This is a genomic window from Aquitalea magnusonii (assembly GCF_002217795.2).
GTDB classification, from domain to species: domain Bacteria; phylum Pseudomonadota; class Gammaproteobacteria; order Burkholderiales; family Chromobacteriaceae; genus Aquitalea; species Aquitalea magnusonii_B.
This window is the reverse complement of the sequence record NZ_AP018823.1, coordinates 484,112-502,813: the sequence shown is the minus strand read 5'-3', so window position 1 is coordinate 502,813 and position 18,702 is coordinate 484,112. Positions and strand designations below refer to the sequence as shown.

General features: G+C 53.6%; 20 protein-coding genes and 1 tRNA gene. 8 read left to right on the top strand and 13 right to left on the bottom strand.

The genetic code is table 11. From position 1 onward, the window contains the following. Positions 1-34: 34 nt before the first annotated feature. On the top strand, positions 35-841 hold the full coding sequence (locus DLM_RS02465) for a DODA-type extradiol aromatic ring-opening family dioxygenase (protein ID WP_089084950.1): 807 nt from the start codon (positions 35-37) through the stop codon (positions 839-841). 56 nt (positions 842-897) lie between these two features. Here DLM_RS02465 and DLM_RS02460 read toward each other — a convergent pair whose 3' ends face one another. From DLM_RS02460 to DLM_RS02450, 3 genes are all read right to left on the bottom strand, one after another. Then, positions 898-1,797: a dihydroorotate oxidase gene (locus DLM_RS02460; protein WP_231960012.1), complete on the bottom strand. Its 900-nt coding sequence runs from the start codon at positions 1,795-1,797 to the stop codon at positions 898-900. A gap of 172 nt (positions 1,798-1,969) precedes the next feature. Further along, complete coding sequence (gene feoB / locus DLM_RS02455) at positions 1,970-3,739, bottom strand: ferrous iron transport protein B (protein WP_089084952.1); 1,770 nt, start codon at positions 3,737-3,739, stop codon at positions 1,970-1,972. Further along, complete coding sequence (locus DLM_RS02450; protein WP_089084953.1) at positions 3,736-3,966, bottom strand: FeoA family protein; 231 nt, start codon at positions 3,964-3,966, stop codon at positions 3,736-3,738. Before DLM_RS02450 ends, feoB begins: the two co-directional genes overlap by 4 nt. A gap of 220 nt (positions 3,967-4,186) precedes the next feature. Between DLM_RS02450 and dcd the strand changes: the two genes are divergently transcribed. Then, positions 4,187-4,756 carry a dCTP deaminase gene (gene dcd, locus DLM_RS02445; protein ID WP_089084954.1) on the top strand — a complete coding sequence of 190 codons (570 nt, stop codon included), beginning with the start codon at positions 4,187-4,189 and terminating at the stop codon, positions 4,754-4,756. A 342-nt stretch (positions 4,757-5,098) separates the two neighbouring features. On the opposite strand, the gene DLM_RS02440 is transcribed toward dcd, so the two are convergent. The 5 genes from DLM_RS02440 to cysK all read right to left on the bottom strand — a co-directional run bounded on the left by DLM_RS02440 (position 5,099) and on the right by cysK (position 7,675). Then, complete coding sequence (locus DLM_RS02440) at positions 5,099-5,407, bottom strand: hypothetical protein (protein WP_089084955.1); 309 nt, start codon at positions 5,405-5,407, stop codon at positions 5,099-5,101. After that, a complete protein-coding gene (locus DLM_RS22905; protein WP_145985751.1) occupies positions 5,376-5,594 on the bottom strand; it encodes a hypothetical protein in 219 nt (72 codons plus the stop codon). The genes DLM_RS02440 and DLM_RS22905 overlap by 32 nt, the downstream gene beginning before the upstream one ends. Positions 5,595-5,702: 108 nt before the next feature. Continuing rightward, the gene (locus DLM_RS02435; RefSeq protein ID WP_231960004.1) at positions 5,703-5,999 is read right to left on the bottom strand and encodes a YchJ family metal-binding protein; all 297 of its coding nucleotides are present in this window, start codon (positions 5,997-5,999) and stop codon (positions 5,703-5,705) included. A 121-nt stretch (positions 6,000-6,120) separates the two neighbouring features. After that, positions 6,121-6,594, bottom strand: coding sequence for a hypothetical protein (locus tag DLM_RS02430; protein WP_089084957.1), 474 nt, complete (start codon positions 6,592-6,594; stop codon positions 6,121-6,123). Between the two features lie 148 nt (positions 6,595-6,742). Beyond that, the gene (gene cysK, locus DLM_RS02425; protein WP_089084958.1) at positions 6,743-7,675 is read right to left on the bottom strand and encodes a cysteine synthase A; all 933 of its coding nucleotides are present in this window, start codon (positions 7,673-7,675) and stop codon (positions 6,743-6,745) included. Between the two features lie 121 nt (positions 7,676-7,796). Between cysK and DLM_RS02420 the strand changes: the two genes are divergently transcribed. Further along, positions 7,797-8,660 (top strand): ion transporter, encoded by an 864-nt coding sequence (locus DLM_RS02420; RefSeq protein ID WP_089084959.1) that lies wholly within the window; start codon positions 7,797-7,799, stop codon positions 8,658-8,660. 246 nt (positions 8,661-8,906) lie between these two features. Here DLM_RS02420 and DLM_RS23980 read toward each other — a convergent pair whose 3' ends face one another. The 4 genes from DLM_RS23980 to DLM_RS02400 all read right to left on the bottom strand — a co-directional run bounded on the left by DLM_RS23980 (position 8,907) and on the right by DLM_RS02400 (position 11,073). Next, positions 8,907-9,008 carry a macro domain-containing protein gene (locus DLM_RS23980; protein WP_420000707.1) on the bottom strand — a complete coding sequence of 34 codons (102 nt, stop codon included), beginning with the start codon at positions 9,006-9,008 and terminating at the stop codon, positions 8,907-8,909. A 141-nt stretch (positions 9,009-9,149) separates the two neighbouring features. After that, positions 9,150-10,283, bottom strand: coding sequence for a glycerate kinase (locus DLM_RS02410; protein ID WP_197715489.1), 1,134 nt, complete (start codon positions 10,281-10,283; stop codon positions 9,150-9,152). Between the two features lie 88 nt (positions 10,284-10,371). Continuing rightward, the gene (locus DLM_RS02405; RefSeq protein WP_089084961.1) at positions 10,372-10,776 is read right to left on the bottom strand and encodes a ProQ/FINO family protein; all 405 of its coding nucleotides are present in this window, start codon (positions 10,774-10,776) and stop codon (positions 10,372-10,374) included. Positions 10,777-10,988: 212 nt separating this feature from the next. After that, positions 10,989-11,073 (bottom strand) — tRNA-Leu (locus DLM_RS02400). Between the two features lie 213 nt (positions 11,074-11,286). Between DLM_RS02400 and DLM_RS02395 the strand changes: the two genes are divergently transcribed. Then, positions 11,287-12,483: an aromatic amino acid transaminase gene (locus DLM_RS02395; protein WP_089084962.1), complete on the top strand. Its 1,197-nt coding sequence runs from the start codon at positions 11,287-11,289 to the stop codon at positions 12,481-12,483. Positions 12,484-12,546: 63 nt separating this feature from the next. On the opposite strand, the gene DLM_RS02390 is transcribed toward DLM_RS02395, so the two are convergent. Continuing rightward, complete coding sequence (locus tag DLM_RS02390) at positions 12,547-13,554, bottom strand: nucleoid-associated protein (protein WP_089084963.1); 1,008 nt, start codon at positions 13,552-13,554, stop codon at positions 12,547-12,549. Positions 13,555-13,974: 420 nt separating this feature from the next. Between DLM_RS02390 and DLM_RS02385 the strand changes: the two genes are divergently transcribed. The 4 genes from DLM_RS02385 to DLM_RS02370 all read left to right on the top strand — a co-directional run bounded on the left by DLM_RS02385 (position 13,975) and on the right by DLM_RS02370 (position 18,640). Beyond that, a complete protein-coding gene (locus DLM_RS02385) occupies positions 13,975-14,502 on the top strand; it encodes a fimbrial protein (protein ID WP_089084964.1) in 528 nt (175 codons plus the stop codon). 191 nt (positions 14,503-14,693) lie between these two features. Further along, positions 14,694-15,233, top strand: a complete 540-nt coding sequence (locus tag DLM_RS02380) for a fimbrial protein (protein WP_089084965.1) — start codon at positions 14,694-14,696, stop codon at positions 15,231-15,233. A 100-nt stretch (positions 15,234-15,333) separates the two neighbouring features. Continuing rightward, a complete protein-coding gene (locus tag DLM_RS02375; RefSeq protein ID WP_089084966.1) occupies positions 15,334-16,068 on the top strand; it encodes a molecular chaperone in 735 nt (244 codons plus the stop codon). Positions 16,069-16,174: 106 nt separating this feature from the next. Then, positions 16,175-18,640, top strand: a complete 2,466-nt coding sequence (locus tag DLM_RS02370) for a fimbria/pilus outer membrane usher protein (protein WP_089084967.1) — start codon at positions 16,175-16,177, stop codon at positions 18,638-18,640. Positions 18,641-18,702: the final 62 nt, after the last annotated feature.

Here is an 18,702-nt window from a genome sequence, read left to right as displayed (position 1 = left end):
TTTTTTAACATGGAAACCTGATTAAGCTGTTTACATGGCAATCACTGCAGGCAGAACAAACATGAGCAACCGACAAGCAGCACTATTCATCTCTCATGGCGCACCGACGCTTCCGATCGAAGAGAGTCCGACCCGCCATTTTCTGACACAGCTAGGTCAAACCTTGCCGCGCCCACGCGCCATCATTATTTTGTCGGCGCATTGGGAAAGTAGTATCCCAATGGTGAATCTGGCAGCCAAGCCTGACACCATGTATGACTTTGGCGGCTTTCCGTCCATTCTGTACACACTGCGCTACCCAGCCAGTACCGATCTGAAACTGGCAGCTGATGTTGTCGCCAAGCTGCGTGAGTCGGGATTACGGGTGGGCACCACCGACCAGCGCAGTCTGGATCATGGCATGTGGACCCCATTGATGCTGATGTACCCGCAGGCAGATATCCCGCTGGTGATGGTGTCTCTCCCGCATGGTGCCAGCGCCGACACGTTCTTCCAGATGGGACGCGCACTGCGGACACTGCGAGAAGACAATGTGATGATTATCGGCTCGGGCAGCTACACACATAATCTGTGGCAGCTAAGCGCGGATGGCAGTACACCGCAGCCATGGGCAGCCGCATTTGCCGGCTGGATGGACCAGGCACTGCAGGACAACCGGCAGCAAGATATCCTGCACTGGAAACAGCTTGCCCCGCTGGCGCGTGAAAATCATCCGACCGATGAACATTTTAATCCTCTGCTCGTGGTCATGGGGGCAGCATCCGATGATGCAACACCTGCAAAGCTGCACGATGACTGGCGCATGGGTTCATTGTCCATGGCCTGCTGGCGCTTTGACTAAGATGCGTGAAATGCAGCAAGGGCCCCGCTGGGGCCCTTGTGATGAAAACCGTATGGCTAGAGCGTTTTCAGCTTGCCACGGAAATCATCCAAACAGCGATAGCCCTTTTGCAGCATCAAGGCACGCAATTCATCCAGGATACGGGCAAAAGCGCCCTCACCCTCCTCATACAGACAAGTACCAATCTGAACAGCTGTTGCCCCAGCCAGAATGTGCATGAATGCTTCGCGGCCGCTATTGATGCCACCACAGCCCACCACATGCTTGCCATGTAGCAAGCGAGCGAATTCGCGGACATTGGCCAGTGCTGTCGGCAACACATAACTTCCGCCCAGCCCGCCCAGGCCATCCTTGGGTTTGATCACCACGCTTTCGGTATCAGGATCGATGACCAAGCCATTGCCAATGGAGTTGATACAGGTGACAAAACGCAGCCCGACAAACTCATTGAGCAAATCCGCCATCTGGGAAAAATGCACCGGATCGAAATACGGTGGCAGCTTGACGCCAAACGGACCGCTGTAGATACGGCTGATTTCGGCCAGGGTGATGGCACAGGCATCCGGATCGTAGCCCAATTGCGGCTTGCCTGGCAGATTGGGGCAAGACAGGTTCACCTCGGGAATACAAGGTAAGGCACTGCTTGCAAGATCCGCTAGCATGCTCAGATTGTCTTCCAGTGTCATTCCCGAGATGGACAGGAACAAGGGCTTGCCCTGCGCGTAAGGATAGCTGCGGGCATAATCGCGGTAATAGGCATAGCCGGCATTGGGTAAGCCCATGGAATTGATGCTGCCCAAGGCGGTGGCGTGGTAACGCGGCTCAGGATTGCCATCTCTTGGCTGCAAGGTACAGCTTTTGCTGATGACCGCACCGGCTGCAGAATGGCGCACTTGTTCCAGCTCGGTAACAGAACGACACATCACACCGGAGGCGTTATACAAAGGATTGGCCATGGTCAGACCAAGCCAGGATACAGACAGGTCTACCCGCATGCTTTCGTCCCCGACAATCAAAAGCGACAGTGTGCCGCCAGGCCTTGACCTCGGTTCTGCGCCATATCAAGCAGAAGGGACAAACAGCCAGCCAGCGAGTGTTTGTCCCTGCGGCCTTGTCCGCCGGGCAGTATCAACGCAGCAGATGCACTCCCTGGTAGAACACAAAGGCAAGCACCCAGGCCAGCAACACCGACCAGCCAACCGAAAGCGCGGTAAAGGAGCGACTTTTCGACTCTCGTCGTATCGCTGCCACGGTAGACAGGCAAGGTACATATACCAGGGTGAAAATGAGAAAGCTCATGGCAGATGCCCAATCCAGATGGTGCAGCAATGCCGCCCCCAGTCCGGCCTCCGGCACACCATAAATCACGGCCAGACCACCCAGCAGGATTTCCTTGGCCACAAAACCCACCAGCAAGGCAACTGCCAGTTCATGCTTGATGCCGATTGGATCCAGTACAGGGGCCATCAGGCTACCCAGCATGTCAGCCAGCGTCTTGTTGTCCCCCGCCGGAATGTGCGACACCAGCCACACCAGTACCACCCCCATCAGGATGAAGCTGGAGGCCAGCTCCAGAAAGGCTCGCACCTCACCAAGCGCACGGATCAGCATATGACGCAAGCCGGGCAGACGGTAGGGCGGCACTTCCAGCAAAAACGCTTCATTGCCCTGATAACGATGCTTGAACACCCATGCAGTGAAAATCGCGACGGCAAAACTCAGCAGGTACAGCAGCAGTAACACCCAGGGAGCCTGCTGAGGCCGGAACAGGATGCCGGCAAAAAACACCACTACCTGCAAACGGGCCGAGCATAAGGAGAAGGGAATGATCAGCATGGTCAGCAGACGTTGCTTGCGCTCCCGCATCACTCTGCTTCCCAAAATGGCCGGTACATTGCAGCCAAAACCCATCAGTTGCATGACAAAACCACGGCCATCCAGCCCCAGGCGGGCCATGAAGGCATCCGTCAGGTAGGCCGCCCTGGCCAGATAGCCACTATCCTCCACCATGGCCATCAGGATGAAAAACACAAACAGGATGGGGGCAAAGGTTATCACCGTGGATACCCCTTGCCAGATGCCATCGAGCAACAGGCTTTGCACGATGGCTGGCAAGGCGCTGGTCCAGGGTGCGAGCGCAGCCTCCTTGAACCAGTCCAGCCCAGCACTCACCACATCCTGCAACGGGGTGCCAATCTGGTAAGTCAGGTTGAACAACATGGCCATGAAGGCAAAAAACAGAGGCAAACCAAACCAGGGATGCATCAGCCAGGCATCCACCTTCTCGGTGATGCCCGGCGGCAATACCGGTGGCAGCGACCATGCGCCGGCCAGCCGGGCATGTGCCAGCGCAATGGCCTCACGCGTTTCCGGCACCATGTCCAGTGCCGCGTGGCAAGCTGCGTGCTTAGCCGCCGCCTGACGGTTCAGCGCCTCCATTAGCCCAGGCCAGCCTTCCATGCGCTTGGCCGAAACCAGCAGCACCGGAATGCCCAGGCGCTGCCGCAAGGCATCCACATCCAGTTGCACGCCCAGCAGACGCGCTTCATCCGCCATGTTCAGGACCAGCACCGCCGGCAGACCACTGGCCAGCACCTGGAGCGCCAGCGGTAGCTGGCGATCCAGTTGGGCCGCATTAAGCACCAGTACCGCCGCATCAAAGGCGGTACTCATCAACACATCCCGCACCACGGCTTCGTCGTCGGTATACCCAGTCAGATCGTTCACACCAGGCAGATCCACCAGCTCCACCATATTGCCGCCCAGCACCAGACGTGCGCTCGTGAGATCAACCGTCAGACCGGGCCAGTTGCCCACCCGCTGCGACATACCGGTCAGACGATTGAACACGGTGGACTTACCGGTATTGGGTAAACCGATCAGTGCAAATCGCTTCATGCAGCCACCCGTACCTGAATGCATTTTGCCAGGCTGCGGCGCAGCAGAAAGCGGGTGGACCCCACTTCCAGCACCAGCGGACCGCCAAATGGCGCACGACGGGAAAGACTGAACTGACTGCCAGGAATCAGCCCAAAGGCCGCCACCCGGCGAAAGGCCTCATCGGACAGATCAAGACTGTCCACCACCCCTTTGCACCCCGCAGGAAACTTGTCCAGAGACACCATGCTTGACACCAATAACGCGAATAATTTGCATTATTGTACGCACTATTCCCTACTCACGGTAAGGTCTGCCCCGCAACCATCAGGAGATGTCTTGAGCGATATCAACCAGACGCGGCCAACACTCGGGCCTCCGGCCTGAAAGCCGCTGCAACGGTGGCTCTGCCGCAGCATACCGTTTAGAATCTGGCCCATTACCTATTTTCCTGACGGACCCCCGACCATGAGCATCAAATCCGACAAGTGGATCCGCCGTATGGCACAGGATCACAACATGATCGAGCCGTTTGAGCATAATCAGATCAAAAACGTGAACGGTGAGAAGGTCATCTCCTTCGGTACTTCCAGCTACGGCTACGATATTCGTTGCGCTGATGAATTCAAGGTGTTTACCAATATCAACAGCACCATTGTTGATCCCAAGAATTTCGATCCCGACTCCTTCGTCGAAGTATCCGGCAAGGGTTACTGCATCATCCCGCCCAACAGTTTTGCGCTTGCCCGCACCGTTGAGTACTTCCGTATCCCGCGCTCGGTGTTAACCGTCTGCCTGGGGAAATCCACCTATGCACGCTGCGGCATCATCGTGAACGTCACGCCTTTTGAACCGGAATGGGAAGGCTACGTCACACTGGAGTTTTCCAATACCACCCCGCTGCCGGCCAAGATTTATGCCAACGAAGGGGTGGCACAGGTACTGTTCTTTGAATCGGACGAAGTGTGCGATGTATCCTATGCCGACCGTGCCGGCAAATACATGGGGCAAATCGGCGTTACCCTGCCACGCCCCTGATCACCATCACTGCCTTACATGGCAAGCACTTACGACAAGGACAGCCCGCGCTGTCCTTTTTCATGCATACGGCATTCAAATCCCGCTCGTAAATCCGCCTTACTGTTCTAGGATGAACTGTGGGTAATGGTCATCTCTAGCTGTCAACCTGCCAATCGAACAGTTTCTCTTGGGGCGTCGCGGTTCCCCCTTGCCGTAACGCCCCTTTTTTTACGCATACTTTATGCTTATGTGTTTTTATTTAAATAAAGACAAGACAAAGAAATAAATCCTCTCCACACATAAGAAAACAGGGCCAGCGCTGCTGACCCTGCCCTCTCCTTCCCCGCCCCCGTCATCTGTTCAAATGATCTCGCTGGCTTGCTGACATGGATCATTCATCAGTTGCCTGGCCGTGGTGGCAAGACTATCCAGATCATCATCCAGATGCTCTTGCATATCCATGAGCGCAGCACGCAATACCACTGCAGCCAATTCAGCCTGATCACCACTGAAAACATGCGCCAGAACCCGCAACTCACGGCAGGCATGCAAATCCAGTGGAATCTCCAGCGTGCGGACAACCTCGACCCGTGTCACCGCATCCGTTGGTACACCCTTGCTACGGCAGCTTTCCAGCTCACCCAGCAAGCCCTTCAGAGCCAGTCCCATCGCCATCTCCTTTCGCTGTCACTTTAACGCTAGACCCGAGCGGTTCAGAACCAAAGACATCTCCACCAAGTAATTGACTTGAAACAAAAAACAATCCGTGCTTGACAAAAACCGCATGCATTCCTGCATCAGAAAAATGCAAAAATGGCCGCCCTATCACCATAGGACAGCCATCTGGAAATGCCATCAATACCCGCCCGCCAGGCGACAACACTCAAAAAAATGCAGCCGCGCCAGAGTTCAAGGCCAACTGCCAGGATCGGCGGAGAACGGCAGACTGGCCATCAAGAGGTAATCATCCTTCCTCTGCATCACCATCCACATAGAACCATTGACCATCTTCCTTGCGAAAACGGCTGACTTCATGCAAACGCTGCGCACGGCCATTTACCTTATAGCGTGCAACAAATTCGACTACACCAGCCTCATCGGCTGCGCTGCCTGCCTGTGTGCTGAGCACCTCCAGCGACAGCCATTTGACAAAGCGCTCCTCTCGCGAGAGATCCAGCTCAGCCGGGCGGGTGGAGGAATGCCAGCTGGCCAGCAGATAATCACCATTATTCATGGTGTAGGCGGTATAGCGCGAACGCATCAGACTTTCAGCCGTTGGTGCCAACGCAGTACCCGCAATATAAGGTCCACAGCATTCCTGGAAAGAAGCAGCCAGGCCACAAGGGCAGCCGCTGGATTGTTTTTTCTTGCTCATTGTTTCTTCAGCCCAGAGCGGGCAATCCATAGAGTTTCAACAGAAAATTGGTAAAAACCGGTTGTGACGGTTTGGGCTGCATCTTGGGCCAGCGCCGTAGCCACTCCCGCAAACGCATTTCCATCCTGGCCTGAGACTCCTCCTGGCTTAGACGGCCTGCATCACGCTCGACGGCCAGGTAGCGGTACATGGCAAAGTTATTGTCATCCACCGGATTGGCGCCAATCAGTCGCAAACGATAGCTATTGAGCTGATCGGCGGCTGCCACCCGGTTCAGTTCACCCGACTTGACCTTGCCAGCCAGCCGGTTTGCTTCGCGCAGTAATTGCTCCACTTTGCTGTCCGGTACTGCAGGGGCAAGGGGCGGGCGTGCCGGACGCGCCGAACTTTGCGGCGCAGGAGCTTGTTGCAGCAGGCTGCACGCACTGAGCAGGACGGGCAGCACCAGCAACTGACGCGTGACTTTGGGGATGGAAATCATGGCGGTAGTGTAGCGGATGTCGGGCCGTCTTGGACAAAAAGCCCAACCAAACAGTTCGTATCCGCGCTGCCCACAAAACAAAACCGACCGGCAAACACTGCACGGTCGGTTGAGATCACCAGCGGCAATCAATACACGGTGGCGGGTATCAAGCCAGATGTTCGAACAAGGGGGTGGAGAGGTAGCGCTCACCAAAAGACGGAATCACGACCACAATCAGCTTGCCGGCATTTTCCGGGCGCTTGGCCAGCTCGATTGCAGACCATACCGCCGCACCCGAGGAAATACCTACCAGCACGCCCTCCTGAGTAGCCACCGCACGGGCCGTATTGAAGGCATCTTCGTTCTTGACCCGGATGATTTCGTCATAGACCTCGGTGTTCAGGATGGAAGGGACAAAGCCAGCACCAATACCCTGAATCGGGTGTGGTCCCTTGGGGCCTCCGGACAGCACCGGAGATGCATCAGGTTCCACGGCAACAATCTGCACACCTGGTTTGCGTGCCTTCAGTACCTCGCCCACACCGGTCACCGTGCCGCCAGTACCCACACCCGCTACAAAGATATCCACCTGACCATCGGTATCACGCCAGATTTCTTCTGCCGTAGTGTTACGGTGTACTTCCGGATTAGCCGGGTTTTCAAACTGTTGCGGCATGAACCATGTATCCGGATTTTCCTCCACCAGTTGGCGGGCTTTGGCAATGGCACCACCCATGCCATCCGGACCAGGGGTGAGGATAAGCTCGGCACCGTAGGCCTTGAGCAACTGCCGGCGCTCACGACTCATGGTTTCGGGCATGGTAATCACCAGCTTGTAGCCACGCGCCGCACACACCATGGCCAAGCCAATGCCGGTATTGCCGGAGGTCGGCTCTACGATGGTGGTTTGCGGTCCGATCTTGCCAGCCTTCTCGGCAGCATCGATCATGGCAACCGCAATCCGGTCTTTCACACTGTGCGCCGGGTTGAAAAACTCCAGCTTGGCCACCACGGTGGCAACGCAACCATCGGTAACACGGTTCAGTTTGACCAGAGGGGTATTGCCGATCAGGTCGGTTACGGTATTGGCGATACGCATTGTCTTATTCTCCCGGGCAACATAAATGCAAGGTTTAATAACTCATATAATATATGTGAGCATCCCCAAAACGCTAATAGTGTTTGCTTCTATCCAATAAACCAACAGGTCCGCCACCACCATGCCAACCCAGGAAACCCTGATTCCCCTGAGCGGCTGGCGCCGCAAGCTGTTCGTCGTCATCTTCGAAGCAGATACACGTGCCGGCCGCCTGTTTGACCTTGCCCTGATCGCAAGTATCCTGCTGTCCCTGGTATCGGTAGCACTGGAAAGCGTAGCCAGCATTCGTCAAAGCTGGGGCCCACAGCTCAAGGTACTGGACTGGATGTTTACCATCCTGTTCACCATCGAATATGTGCTGCGGCTGATCTGTATTCATAAACCCCTGCGCTACGCTCGCAGCTTTTTCGGCATGGTGGACCTGCTTTCCATCCTGCCGCTCTACCTGGGTCTGTTCATTCCGGAAAGCCGTTTCCTTGCAGACATCAGGGTGCTGCGCCTGTTACGCATGTTCCGCATTCTCAAACTTACCCGCTACATGGGCGAGGCACATGAACTGAAGCGTGCAATGCTGGCAAGTCGGCGCAAGATTCTGGTGTTTCTGGTCACCGTCATCGTACTGGTCATCATCCTGGGGACACTGATGTATGTGATCGAAGGAGAGGCCAATGGCTTTACCAGCATACCCATCGGTATTTATTGGGCCATTGTCACCCTGACCACGGTCGGTTTTGGTGACATCACGCCCAAGACGCCCTTGGGACAGGGACTGGCAAGTCTGGTCATGATTACCGGCTATGGCATCATTGCGGTCCCCACCGGCATTGTCACCGCAGAAATAGCGCGCAATACCAGGGCAACCCCAACAGAAGACCAATCGGCCACCCGCCTATGCCCGCATTGCTTTACCGAAGGACATGACCGCGATGCACGGTTCTGCAAGCATTGTGGTGGCACCTTGCCCGCGCCATCGAGAAGTAATTAGAGGATGAATGGGCGCACCCCCCAGTTGCTGATAGGCATGCCCCACCTCGATTGCACATGCCAGCCACAATCCCGATGCCCCGCCAGCTAATCACGAATGGTGTAGAGCGCAATCTGGCACCCTCGGCCAAACGGGTAGGCGTCAACACCTCAGCGAATTGCCGCAACAGCCAGGCTGGTGTACTGCGACGGGCAGGCCAGTCCCAGGCGGCACAAATAACAAGCAGCCAGGGATTTCAGCCTCCTGCTAGCCACCGCCCTGCCAAACCGGCCCGACGGGATGAAGGATATATGTAGCAGGCAAGGCAAAACCCGGCGTCAGGCGAGCTATCCCGGCAGGACAGCCCACCAGGAGACGACACCCGGCCAACAACTCGGGCCCTGCCTAGCGAGCACCGCCACCACTACCGCACAAGCGACTATTGGCCGGATCCACCATTGCCTCCACATGCAGGCAGGTGATGTCTGCCTGTAGCCAACAGAAGGGACATCAGTTTCTTACGGACCGGGCGGCCAGTATGGTGCGTGCCAGTTGTTGCGATTGCTGTGCGATACGCTCGGCGGCCTCTCCCATTGCCGCATCCAGCGTCATCGGACGGTTACACAGGGAATAGCAACCATCAAATGCTGCCACCAAGTCGCCGCCGTCATCGGCCAGGATGGCACCAGACAACAGGCTAACCGGTACCCCAGCCTGTCTGGCAAGATTGGCAACACAAGCAGGTGCTTTGCCAGATAGCGTCTGGCTGTCACTGCGCCCTTCCCCGGTCAACACCCAGTCGGCAGCGGCTATTTCTTTTGCCAGAGCAATATGCTGTGCCACCGCAAGCGCACCGGACACCATGCGCCCACCCAGCAACTGCATGGCATAACCAAGTCCACCCGCAGCGCCGGCACCTGGCTGATTAGACAGGGAGCATGCCTGGTCGGCATCCAGCAATCCGGCAAAGTGCGCAATCCAGCCATCCACAGTCTGGATTGCGGATGCCGCCACGCCCTTCTGGGGGCCGAACACGGCCGTGGCACCATGCGGACCGGTCAAGGGATTTTCAACATCCGACCAGATTTCAAGACTGACCTCATCCAAGCCGACAGCCAGCCCGCTTGCATCCAATGCATGCAGATATTGAAGATCCTGCAGGCTGCCGGACAAAGCTGCGCCATCGGCACGCCGCAATTGCAGGCCCAAGGCAACCAGACAGCCAGCACCACCATCATTGGTACTCGACCCACCCAATGCGACGGCGATACGCCGATAGCCAGCATCCACCAAGGCCAGCAGTAACTGCCCCACGCCCTGGCTGCTGCGTTCTTTCACATCAGAATCGCCGGCATCCGGCAAGCCAATGATACGTGCCACTTCCAGCACCACCGTGCCATCAGGCAGCAACAGGCAGTCCACATCGACACGATGCCCAACAGCATTGCTGACTGGATAGCGAAGCCAATCGCCCCCCACCGCGGCATGCAGTGCGTCCAGCGTCCCCTCCCCACCGTCTGCCATAGGCCTCAGGATGCAGACTGCCTGACGATCTGCCAGCTTGATACCGGCCTGCATGGCCGCCGCCACACTAGCCGCGTCCAGCGACCCCTTGTAGGAGTCAGGTGCTATTACCCAGCGCATAAATCCCCCCATGGCAAAACAGCCAACATAAATGCAAAACCCCTCCTTGCCAAGGCAAGGAGGGGTTGAAAACCGGGGTTGAACCGACTTACTCGGCGGCAGCCTGGTCGTTCGGCACAGTATCAGCGGCAGGTGCTTCCGCAGCAGGCTTTGGTGCAGACATCAGCTGGGCAGCCTTTTTTTCTTCCGCGCTCACTTCGCCACTGGGCTTGCCGGCAAGATCAAAACGCTTACCACCACGCGCCAGCGACTTGACGTAACGCGGCTTACGACAGTGATTGGCCACCACACGGGAAATCAGCGTAGCATCAAATTGCGGCAGGGCAGCAATCAGGCTCTCATGAATGCCCAGAGCCAGCGGACGGAATTGACGGAACACTTCGAACTTGCTGTAAACATGCTCCGCAATCATTTCAGTCTGTTTTTTCTTGGACAGACTCTGTACTGCAGACTTGAGAGCAGCACCCAGTGCCGTTTCGGTATTTGGCTTCATGAACTTCTATCTAGATCCAGTGATGCTTTTCTAATGGCAGGCAATCCTGCCAGACGGGAAGACGGTGTGCAAACCGTCACGAGGCCAGCATATCGTGTGGCACACGACGGGTGCGGCGTCCTGTATGGTAATGCAGCTTGCCGGGCCGTGCCAGCAAAAGGCAGGCAGGCATGCCCGCTGCCCTGATTAGCGTATCAGGCTGGCAACGGTACTGGTGCGCCCAGCCGGGGTCGAACCGGCACAACCGAAGTCGAGGGATTTTAAGTCCCTTGCGTCTACCAATTTCGCCATGGGCGCATCGAGTGGCGGATTATGCCAGCACTTGGGCACTGCGTCACCCTTTGAGCGTGCTTTTTACTACCGTAGAAGAGATAAACGGCACATCACTTGCTGCCATACACCGCTTTGCGCGAAGATGCATCCATGCCCTGCAGCTGCGCTTTCTACGACAAGTGGAAACCCAGATTCACTCACTTGAATAACAATCAGCGACAAAGGAATTGCCGTCTCATGTTCGAACATGTAGAAGCCTACCCAGGAGACCCCATACTGACCCTGGTAGAAACGTTTCATGCAGATCAACGTCCGCAGAAAGTGAACCTCGGCATCGGGCTTTATTATGATGAAGAAGGCCGCATCCCACTGCTCGCTTCCGTGCAGAAAGCCGAAGCCGCGCGCGCAGCCAGCCCTTCCCCACGCCCCTACCTGCCAATGGAAGGTGCCGCCAACTACCGCAGTGCCGTGCAAAAACTGCTATTCGGCGCAGACCATGAAGCAGTCACCAGCCAGCGTATCGCCACCATCCAGACCATAGGTGGCTCCGGGGCGCTCAAAGTCGGAGCAGACTTCATCAAGCGTTACTTTCCACAAAGCGAAGCCTGGATCAGCAATCCGAGCTGGGACAATCACCGCGCCATTTTTGAGGGCGCAGGGATCAAGGTACACGACTACCCCTATTACGATGCCGCCACTGGAGGCCTGTTGTTTGACGACATGCTGGCCACCATCAAACGACTGCCGGCACAGAGCGTGGTACTGCTGCACCCCTGCTGCCACAACCCCACAGGAGTTGATCTGAGCAGCGCGCAATGGGATATGCTGATTCCGGTGCTCAAGCAAGCCCAGCTGATTCCCTTCCTGGATATCGCATATCAGGGCTTTGGACAGGGGCTGAACGAAGATGCCTATGCCATCCGCAGCCTAAGCAATGCGGGCATCAGCTTTTTGGTCAGCAACTCCTTCTCTAAAAACCTGTCGTTCTACGGTGAACGCTGTGGTGGCCTGTCCATTGTCTGCACTAACGCAGAAGAAGCCAGCCGCGTGCTGGGACAGATGAAAGCCACTGTCCGCCGCAATTACTCCAGCCCACCAACTCACGGAGGCCAGATCACGGCGGCAGTAATGAATGACCCGACACTGTTTGCCGAATGGACAGAGGAAGTAGCCGCCATGCGCCTACGCATCAAGTCCATGCGCCAAAAGCTGCATGAAGTTCTCAGTACACGCCTGCCTGGCCGAGACTTTAGCTACTTCGTCACCCAGCAAGGCATGTTCAGCTATACCGGTCTTAGCCCAGAACAGGTGGACCGCCTGCGTGAGGAGTTCGCAGTCTATCTGGTGCGCTCCGGCCGGATGTGCGTGGCCGGTCTCAACAGCCGTAATGTGGCTTATGTTGCCGAGGCCATGGCCAGCGTGCTGCAGGCTTAAGCAAACAGCGCCATCAACAACAAGCCCGGCTCCTGGCCGGGCTTGTTACGGCAAGTCACCGCATCAATCGCGCTTGTGCAATTTCAATGTCAAAGTCATTTCCCCTTCGCCATCATTGATTGACTGGATATTCTTCAAGGTAATCCCACTAGGCAAAAGCACACTGATGCCGTGGCCGATACCATATTTGGAAAGCGATTTCTCCAACCGCTTGGCCATGCTTTGCGCTGGCAGGCGAGCTTCGTCATCCAGTGCAAAACCATAGGCTTCCGCCGCATTATCAAAAGCCTGACTGACCTGCTCTTTGCCAACAAACTTTTCGGCAATCGAGCTGACCTGACCTGCCGACATTTCTTCTTCGGTTTCACATACCGCCAGAAACTCATCCTTGAAGCGGGCCTGTTCCAGAGGGTCTGCAATCTCCTCAGACAACTGCTCCACCACGCTGGCAACCATGCGACTGCTGCTGCTGGCATCAGGCACGCGCATTGCCTTCAGAAAATCATCCAGCCAGAACTTAGCCTGCTGCCCCCCGCGGTCCACCGCATAGACCAACGGACCGTTCTCCAAAATCAACGCACCCTTATCGATTAACCGTGGGTTGATCCCAGAAGCGTGACGAATGTCAAACACCGCGCCAGCCTCCACCACCGAGAGGAAATCATCGCGCACTTCAGACTTGAAAACGCCCAAGGCCCGCAGCTCGCGATCTCCATCAGACAAGCCTGCAAACAGAATGACAAACAAATCCCCAGCACTGATGTTCGGATGCTGTGAACGAGCGTAAAGATGCTTGGCGATACGCTGCGACAGTGCGAGGAAGTCCAGTTCACCGCGGAAGAACTGCCGGGTGTAATGATAAATCTCATTCAGATTCAGATCAGACTCATGAAAGAACTGATGCTTTTTCTTATCAGACACCACGCCACGCAGATAGCCGCTAAGGATCAGCGATGAAACACCATCATCAACCTCACTAGCACGCTCAGATAGCTGTAGCGCCTCACCTCGGGCCTGGTTACCTACCCGATGCACCACCAAGCGCTCAACACGCGATTCACCAATCAACATAAGCTGCCTCAGCTCAAAGCAAAGTTGGATTATTGCCCTCGCCTCGCTGCTTGACAATCGAAATGCACAGCAATGTAAAAATTATGCAAAACGGGATCAAACATGCCAATAGCAAATAAATAAGGAATAAATAACTATTAAACATCAACAAGGCAATGGCTTGCACTACGAGGAAAACACCAACTGAAGATCATTAGCAGACTGCTGAACTAAGCATATAAATTTAAAATAAAAACCATCTTTTAAACTTAACACAGCTAAAACAAACCGAAACCACCGGATATAGGAAATTTCTTAGATTCAAAAATGATGCGTCTTAGATAAAAAAAAAGTCTCCCGTTCGATACTTGCCCAAGCCAAACGCATACACCGCGTCAGCGCATTTGGATTCCCTCATCGAACACCTAAGGAACAGACATCATGAAAAAACTGCTCACCACCGCTTCTGCTGCTCTTCTGCTGGCTGGCATTGCCGCACAGGCACAAGCTTCCGACGGCATCATCACCTTCAAAGGTGAGATTAGCGCGGTATCTTGCACCCCGAGCGTGTCCGGCGGCACGGCGACCAGCACCGTAACCCTGCCTACCGTCTCTACCAAAGCCTTGGCGGTCGCTAATACCACTGCAGGTTCAACCCAGTTCTCCATCGCGCTGACAAACTGCGGGGGCGGCACCAAAGCAGCAACGTGGTTTGAAGCCGGCAGCACCGTTGATGCAGCCAGCGGTCGCCTAACAAACGCAGCCGGTGACGCCTTTGCAAAAAATGTTCAGGTAGCACTGCACAACTCTGACGACAGCCAAATTGTTATTGGTCGGAATGCCAGTACTGCGGTAGATATCGTCAATCAAGGTGCCACCATGAATTTCAATGCGCGCTACTACGCTACAGCAGCAGCTACTGCCGGCAGAGTAGAAACCTCGGTTAATTACACCATTCAGTATCAATAAGCAAACACCCACATGCATATAGACGCTGGCAATACTACAGCGTCAATGCATATGGGCATGGCCTATTAGCAAGGGGGAGTCATCTTGACTCCTCCTCCGACTATATATCGACAAATCCATCCCTTCCCAATTTTCAGACTATACATACATACAGTACGCACCCCAGGTCTGCTTACTCGAGGAACCTTGACATGAAAAAGGGCCTTATAAGAATTTCAACCGTTTTCTTATTAGCTGCATTGGCATCTGCAGCGCATGCCGCCGATGGAAGCATCAGCTTTAACGGCGATATTTCATCCGACACCTGCACCATCAGCGCCGCCAATGGAACGAATGATGGCACGGTCGCACTGCCATTTGTTTCGGCAAGTTCTTTGGCCAGCCCTGGTGCCAGCGCAGGTGCCACACAGTTTGCCATCACCCTCACCGGCTGCCCACCGACATTCAAGAAAGCTGCTGCCTGGTTTGAGGCTGATAGCAATGTCGATGCAGCAAGCGGCAGACTGATTAATACCGGTACCGCAAAGAATGTCGATATAGCCTTGTACAACATAGATGCCAATACTCCCATCAATATTGGTCAAGGCAGTGGCTTTGGTAGTAGCGGCTCATCCTTCGACATTATCAATAACAAAGCAATACTGAATTACCGGGCCAGCTACTACGCCAAAGCTGCGGTCACGGCTGGTGATGTTATTGCCAAAGTAAATTACACCGTGCAATACGAGTAATTATTTTCACACGCACATATGGCTTCTGGAAGAAACACTTTTCATCAGAGGGGGCAATGACCCCCTTCTGATTTTCACACATAATATATCCGGGGAAAACATGATTAAAAACATTACGCTGGCAGTAAGCACTCTTTCCATCTGCAGCCTGCTTAATCTGGCACAGGCTGACGTTTCCATCAATGCAACACGCATCATTTACCCGGCCAGTAAAAAAGAAATTACCTTCAACGTGAATAATGCGGGCAAAAGATTGTCATTGATACAGACATGGATTGATGAAGGAAATAGCAAGGATACACCAGACAATACCACAGCCCCTTTTATTCTAACTCCTCCCATAGCAGTATTACAGCCTGAAAAGGGGCAAAATATTCGCGTACGCTTTACCGGAGAAACAGCGCTCCCTACAGACAGAGAAAGCCTGTTCTGGATAAATGTACTGGAAGTACCGCAAAATAGCGACGATCCTAACCAACTGCGCATTGGCGTCAGGAGCCGGATAAAATTCTTCTTTCGCCCGGAAAAATTAGACCTAACACCGGAGAATGCGCCAGAAAAATTAAGCTGGAAATTGATCAACAAAAATTCGAAATGGTATTTAGCCATTCATAACAGCACGCCATATTATATTACTTTCAATCAAATACAGATTAATACCGAAAAAACAAAGGGCAGCGTTGATTTGTCACCACAAAAATCAATGATTGCACCTAACAGTGATATCGAATATCCAATAACAGCCAAGAATGACGAAATAAATCCAGGCATAAATTTCAGCATCATCAATGACTTTGGTGGCAACTCGAGCTATACAGCCAAGCTTGCCGAATAGACAAGCCAATAGCTGTCATCAGCTGTGACACAATAAGGTTTACACTGTGAAATCTGTTATCTTCAAAAAAAAACCAATACACCTTTTTCTAGCAGTCTGCTTTGGCATGAGCCATCAAGCAGCACAAGCCAATGAAAATGGTAGCGAGCCTGCGTTTGACCGAAGCTTGCTATGGGGTGAATCTCTGAAGAAACTGGATTTCAGCAAATTCCAAACCGGCACATCACTACCGGAAGGTGAGTACAGTATCGATGTACTCATCAATGAAATACCACGTGGGCGTCGTGATATTCGCCTGATCCAAACGCCGGACAATAAAGACACTGTTCCATGCATCCCTCGCCCTCTATTACTAGAACTGGGGGTCCGTGCCGACCACTTGCCGGTAGCAACACAACAGGATGAGTCTCAAAAAGATGAGGATATTTGCGTTGATCTGGCCAAGCAGATCAATGGCGCATTTTATCAATTTGATAGCAACCTCCTGCAGTTAAAAATCAGTGTTCCGCAGGTGAACATGCAGCAGGATTTAACAGGTTATACCCCGCCAGAAAGTTGGGATGCAGGGATACCTGCGTTATTTATTGATTACACCAGCAATTTTTACTACTCAAAAACAGGTGACACTAGTAATAGCAATGCCTATTTGTCTACAAATACAGGGCTAAACCTTGGCAGCTGGCGATTTCGCAATACAACTTCATTCAATTGGAGCAATACCGGTAGCCACTCTATTGTTCCAACCCAAAGCTACATCAGCCATGATCTGGACAGTATACATTCCCAACTGATTATTGGTGAAACCTTTACGGATTCCGATCTGTTCACTCCGGTCCCAATACGAGGAATGCGTATTGCCAGTGATGATCGAATGAAGCCCATCAATGATACGGGTTATGCCCCAGTCGTGCGCGGAATGGCCAGTAGCAATGCCCATGTCGTCATTCGACAAAATGGCTTTATCATTTCTGATACCACGGTTGCCCCTGGTGCATTTGAAATAAGAGATATTGCGCCGGCTAGCTACAATGGCGATCTTGAAGTAACAGTAACGGAAGCCGACGGTAAAGTAAAAACATTTAGCGTTCCATTCTCGGCAGTACCGCGTTCCTTACGAGAAGGCTCGGACCGCTATAACCTGAGCCTGGGTCAAGTACGGAAATTGCTCAATACGCGGCCCATGCTGGGGCAATTTACCTACCAACGTGGCTTATCCAACCTGATCACACTGAATGGTGGTGTTACGGCATCAGATGGTTATTCCACGCTAGAGCTTGGTAGCGTATTCAACACCCAATTTGGAGCCATGGGTTTTGATGTCACCAATTCTCATACCCGACTTAATGACACGACGCTAACAGGCCAGTCATATCGACTCAGCTACAGTAGATTAATTCAAGCGACGGGTACCAATCTCACGCTGGCCGCATATAGATATTCCACCTCTGGCTTTATGGATTTACAGACCGCGCTAAATATTCGCGATACTTTGGCAAACCCAAATAATGGCCAGCTCTTGCTTAACAACTTTTCTCGTTTGCGTAGCAGAGCAGAAGTTAATATTAATCAAACCTTTAATAATAACACCTCTGCCTATATCAGTGGCTCACTTCAGGATTACTGGGGAAGTCAGCCACGCAATACGCAACTTCAGGGGGGCCTACGCCAAGGTTTTAAGTGGGGTAGTCTGGGGATAGATGCCAGCAGGCAAACCAATTTGGGTAATAAAACTGTTAACAGTATTATGCTTAGCATTAACTATAATCTGGATAGAGGCAAGACATTCAGTAGCTCGCTGCGCCACGACTCTACCGGCAGTAATGATGTCCAAATCAATATGAGCGGCACCATAGACGAAGATAGAAAACTCAGCTACGGAATAAATGCCGGGGAAAGTCATACTGGCGGCAGTAATAGCAGTAACTACAGCAGTATTGCTGGCAACATCGCCTATCAGGGTAGCAAAGGCATTGTTAATGCCAGTGCCAGCAGCGCCACGCATGTTAAACAAGCCTCTTTCGGCTTGAGCGGCTCGGTAGTGGCCGCTGCCGGGACTGTGCTGCTAGGCCAGCAACTGGGTGAAAGCGCCGCCATTATCGAAGCGCCGGATGCCAAAGGCGCAATGGTAATGCCAGGCATCGGTGTGGAAGTTGATGGTTCAGGGCATGCGCTACTGCCATCACTATCTTCTTACCGTAAGAATGATATACAGCTAGAAACCGGCAGCATGAGCGATGGCGTACAACTGGACTACAGCAGTACACAAGCCATCCCACGTAGTGGTTCGGTAGTCTTGGTGAAATTCAAAACCAGTAAGGGCTTGCCGCTGCTACTGAAGACTAGCTTTGCCGATGAAAGCCCACTGCCATTTGGTGCCAGTGTCAAAGACAAGGACGGCAATGTGGTCGGTGATATTGGCCAGGGCGGAAAACTATTTGCCCGTGTCAAACAGGCAAGCGGCAATCTGTTTGTCGACCTGGAAGGCGGCAAGAAGTGCATGTTGCGTTATGACAATGCCGATTCTGCCACCTCGTCATTCAAGAGCAGCGTCTGCCAGACAAGTTTGAATTAATACATTTGCTCCCGCAGCAGAAAATAAATAGTGCAGTGGTGGTAAGAAATGATAGAGAGATC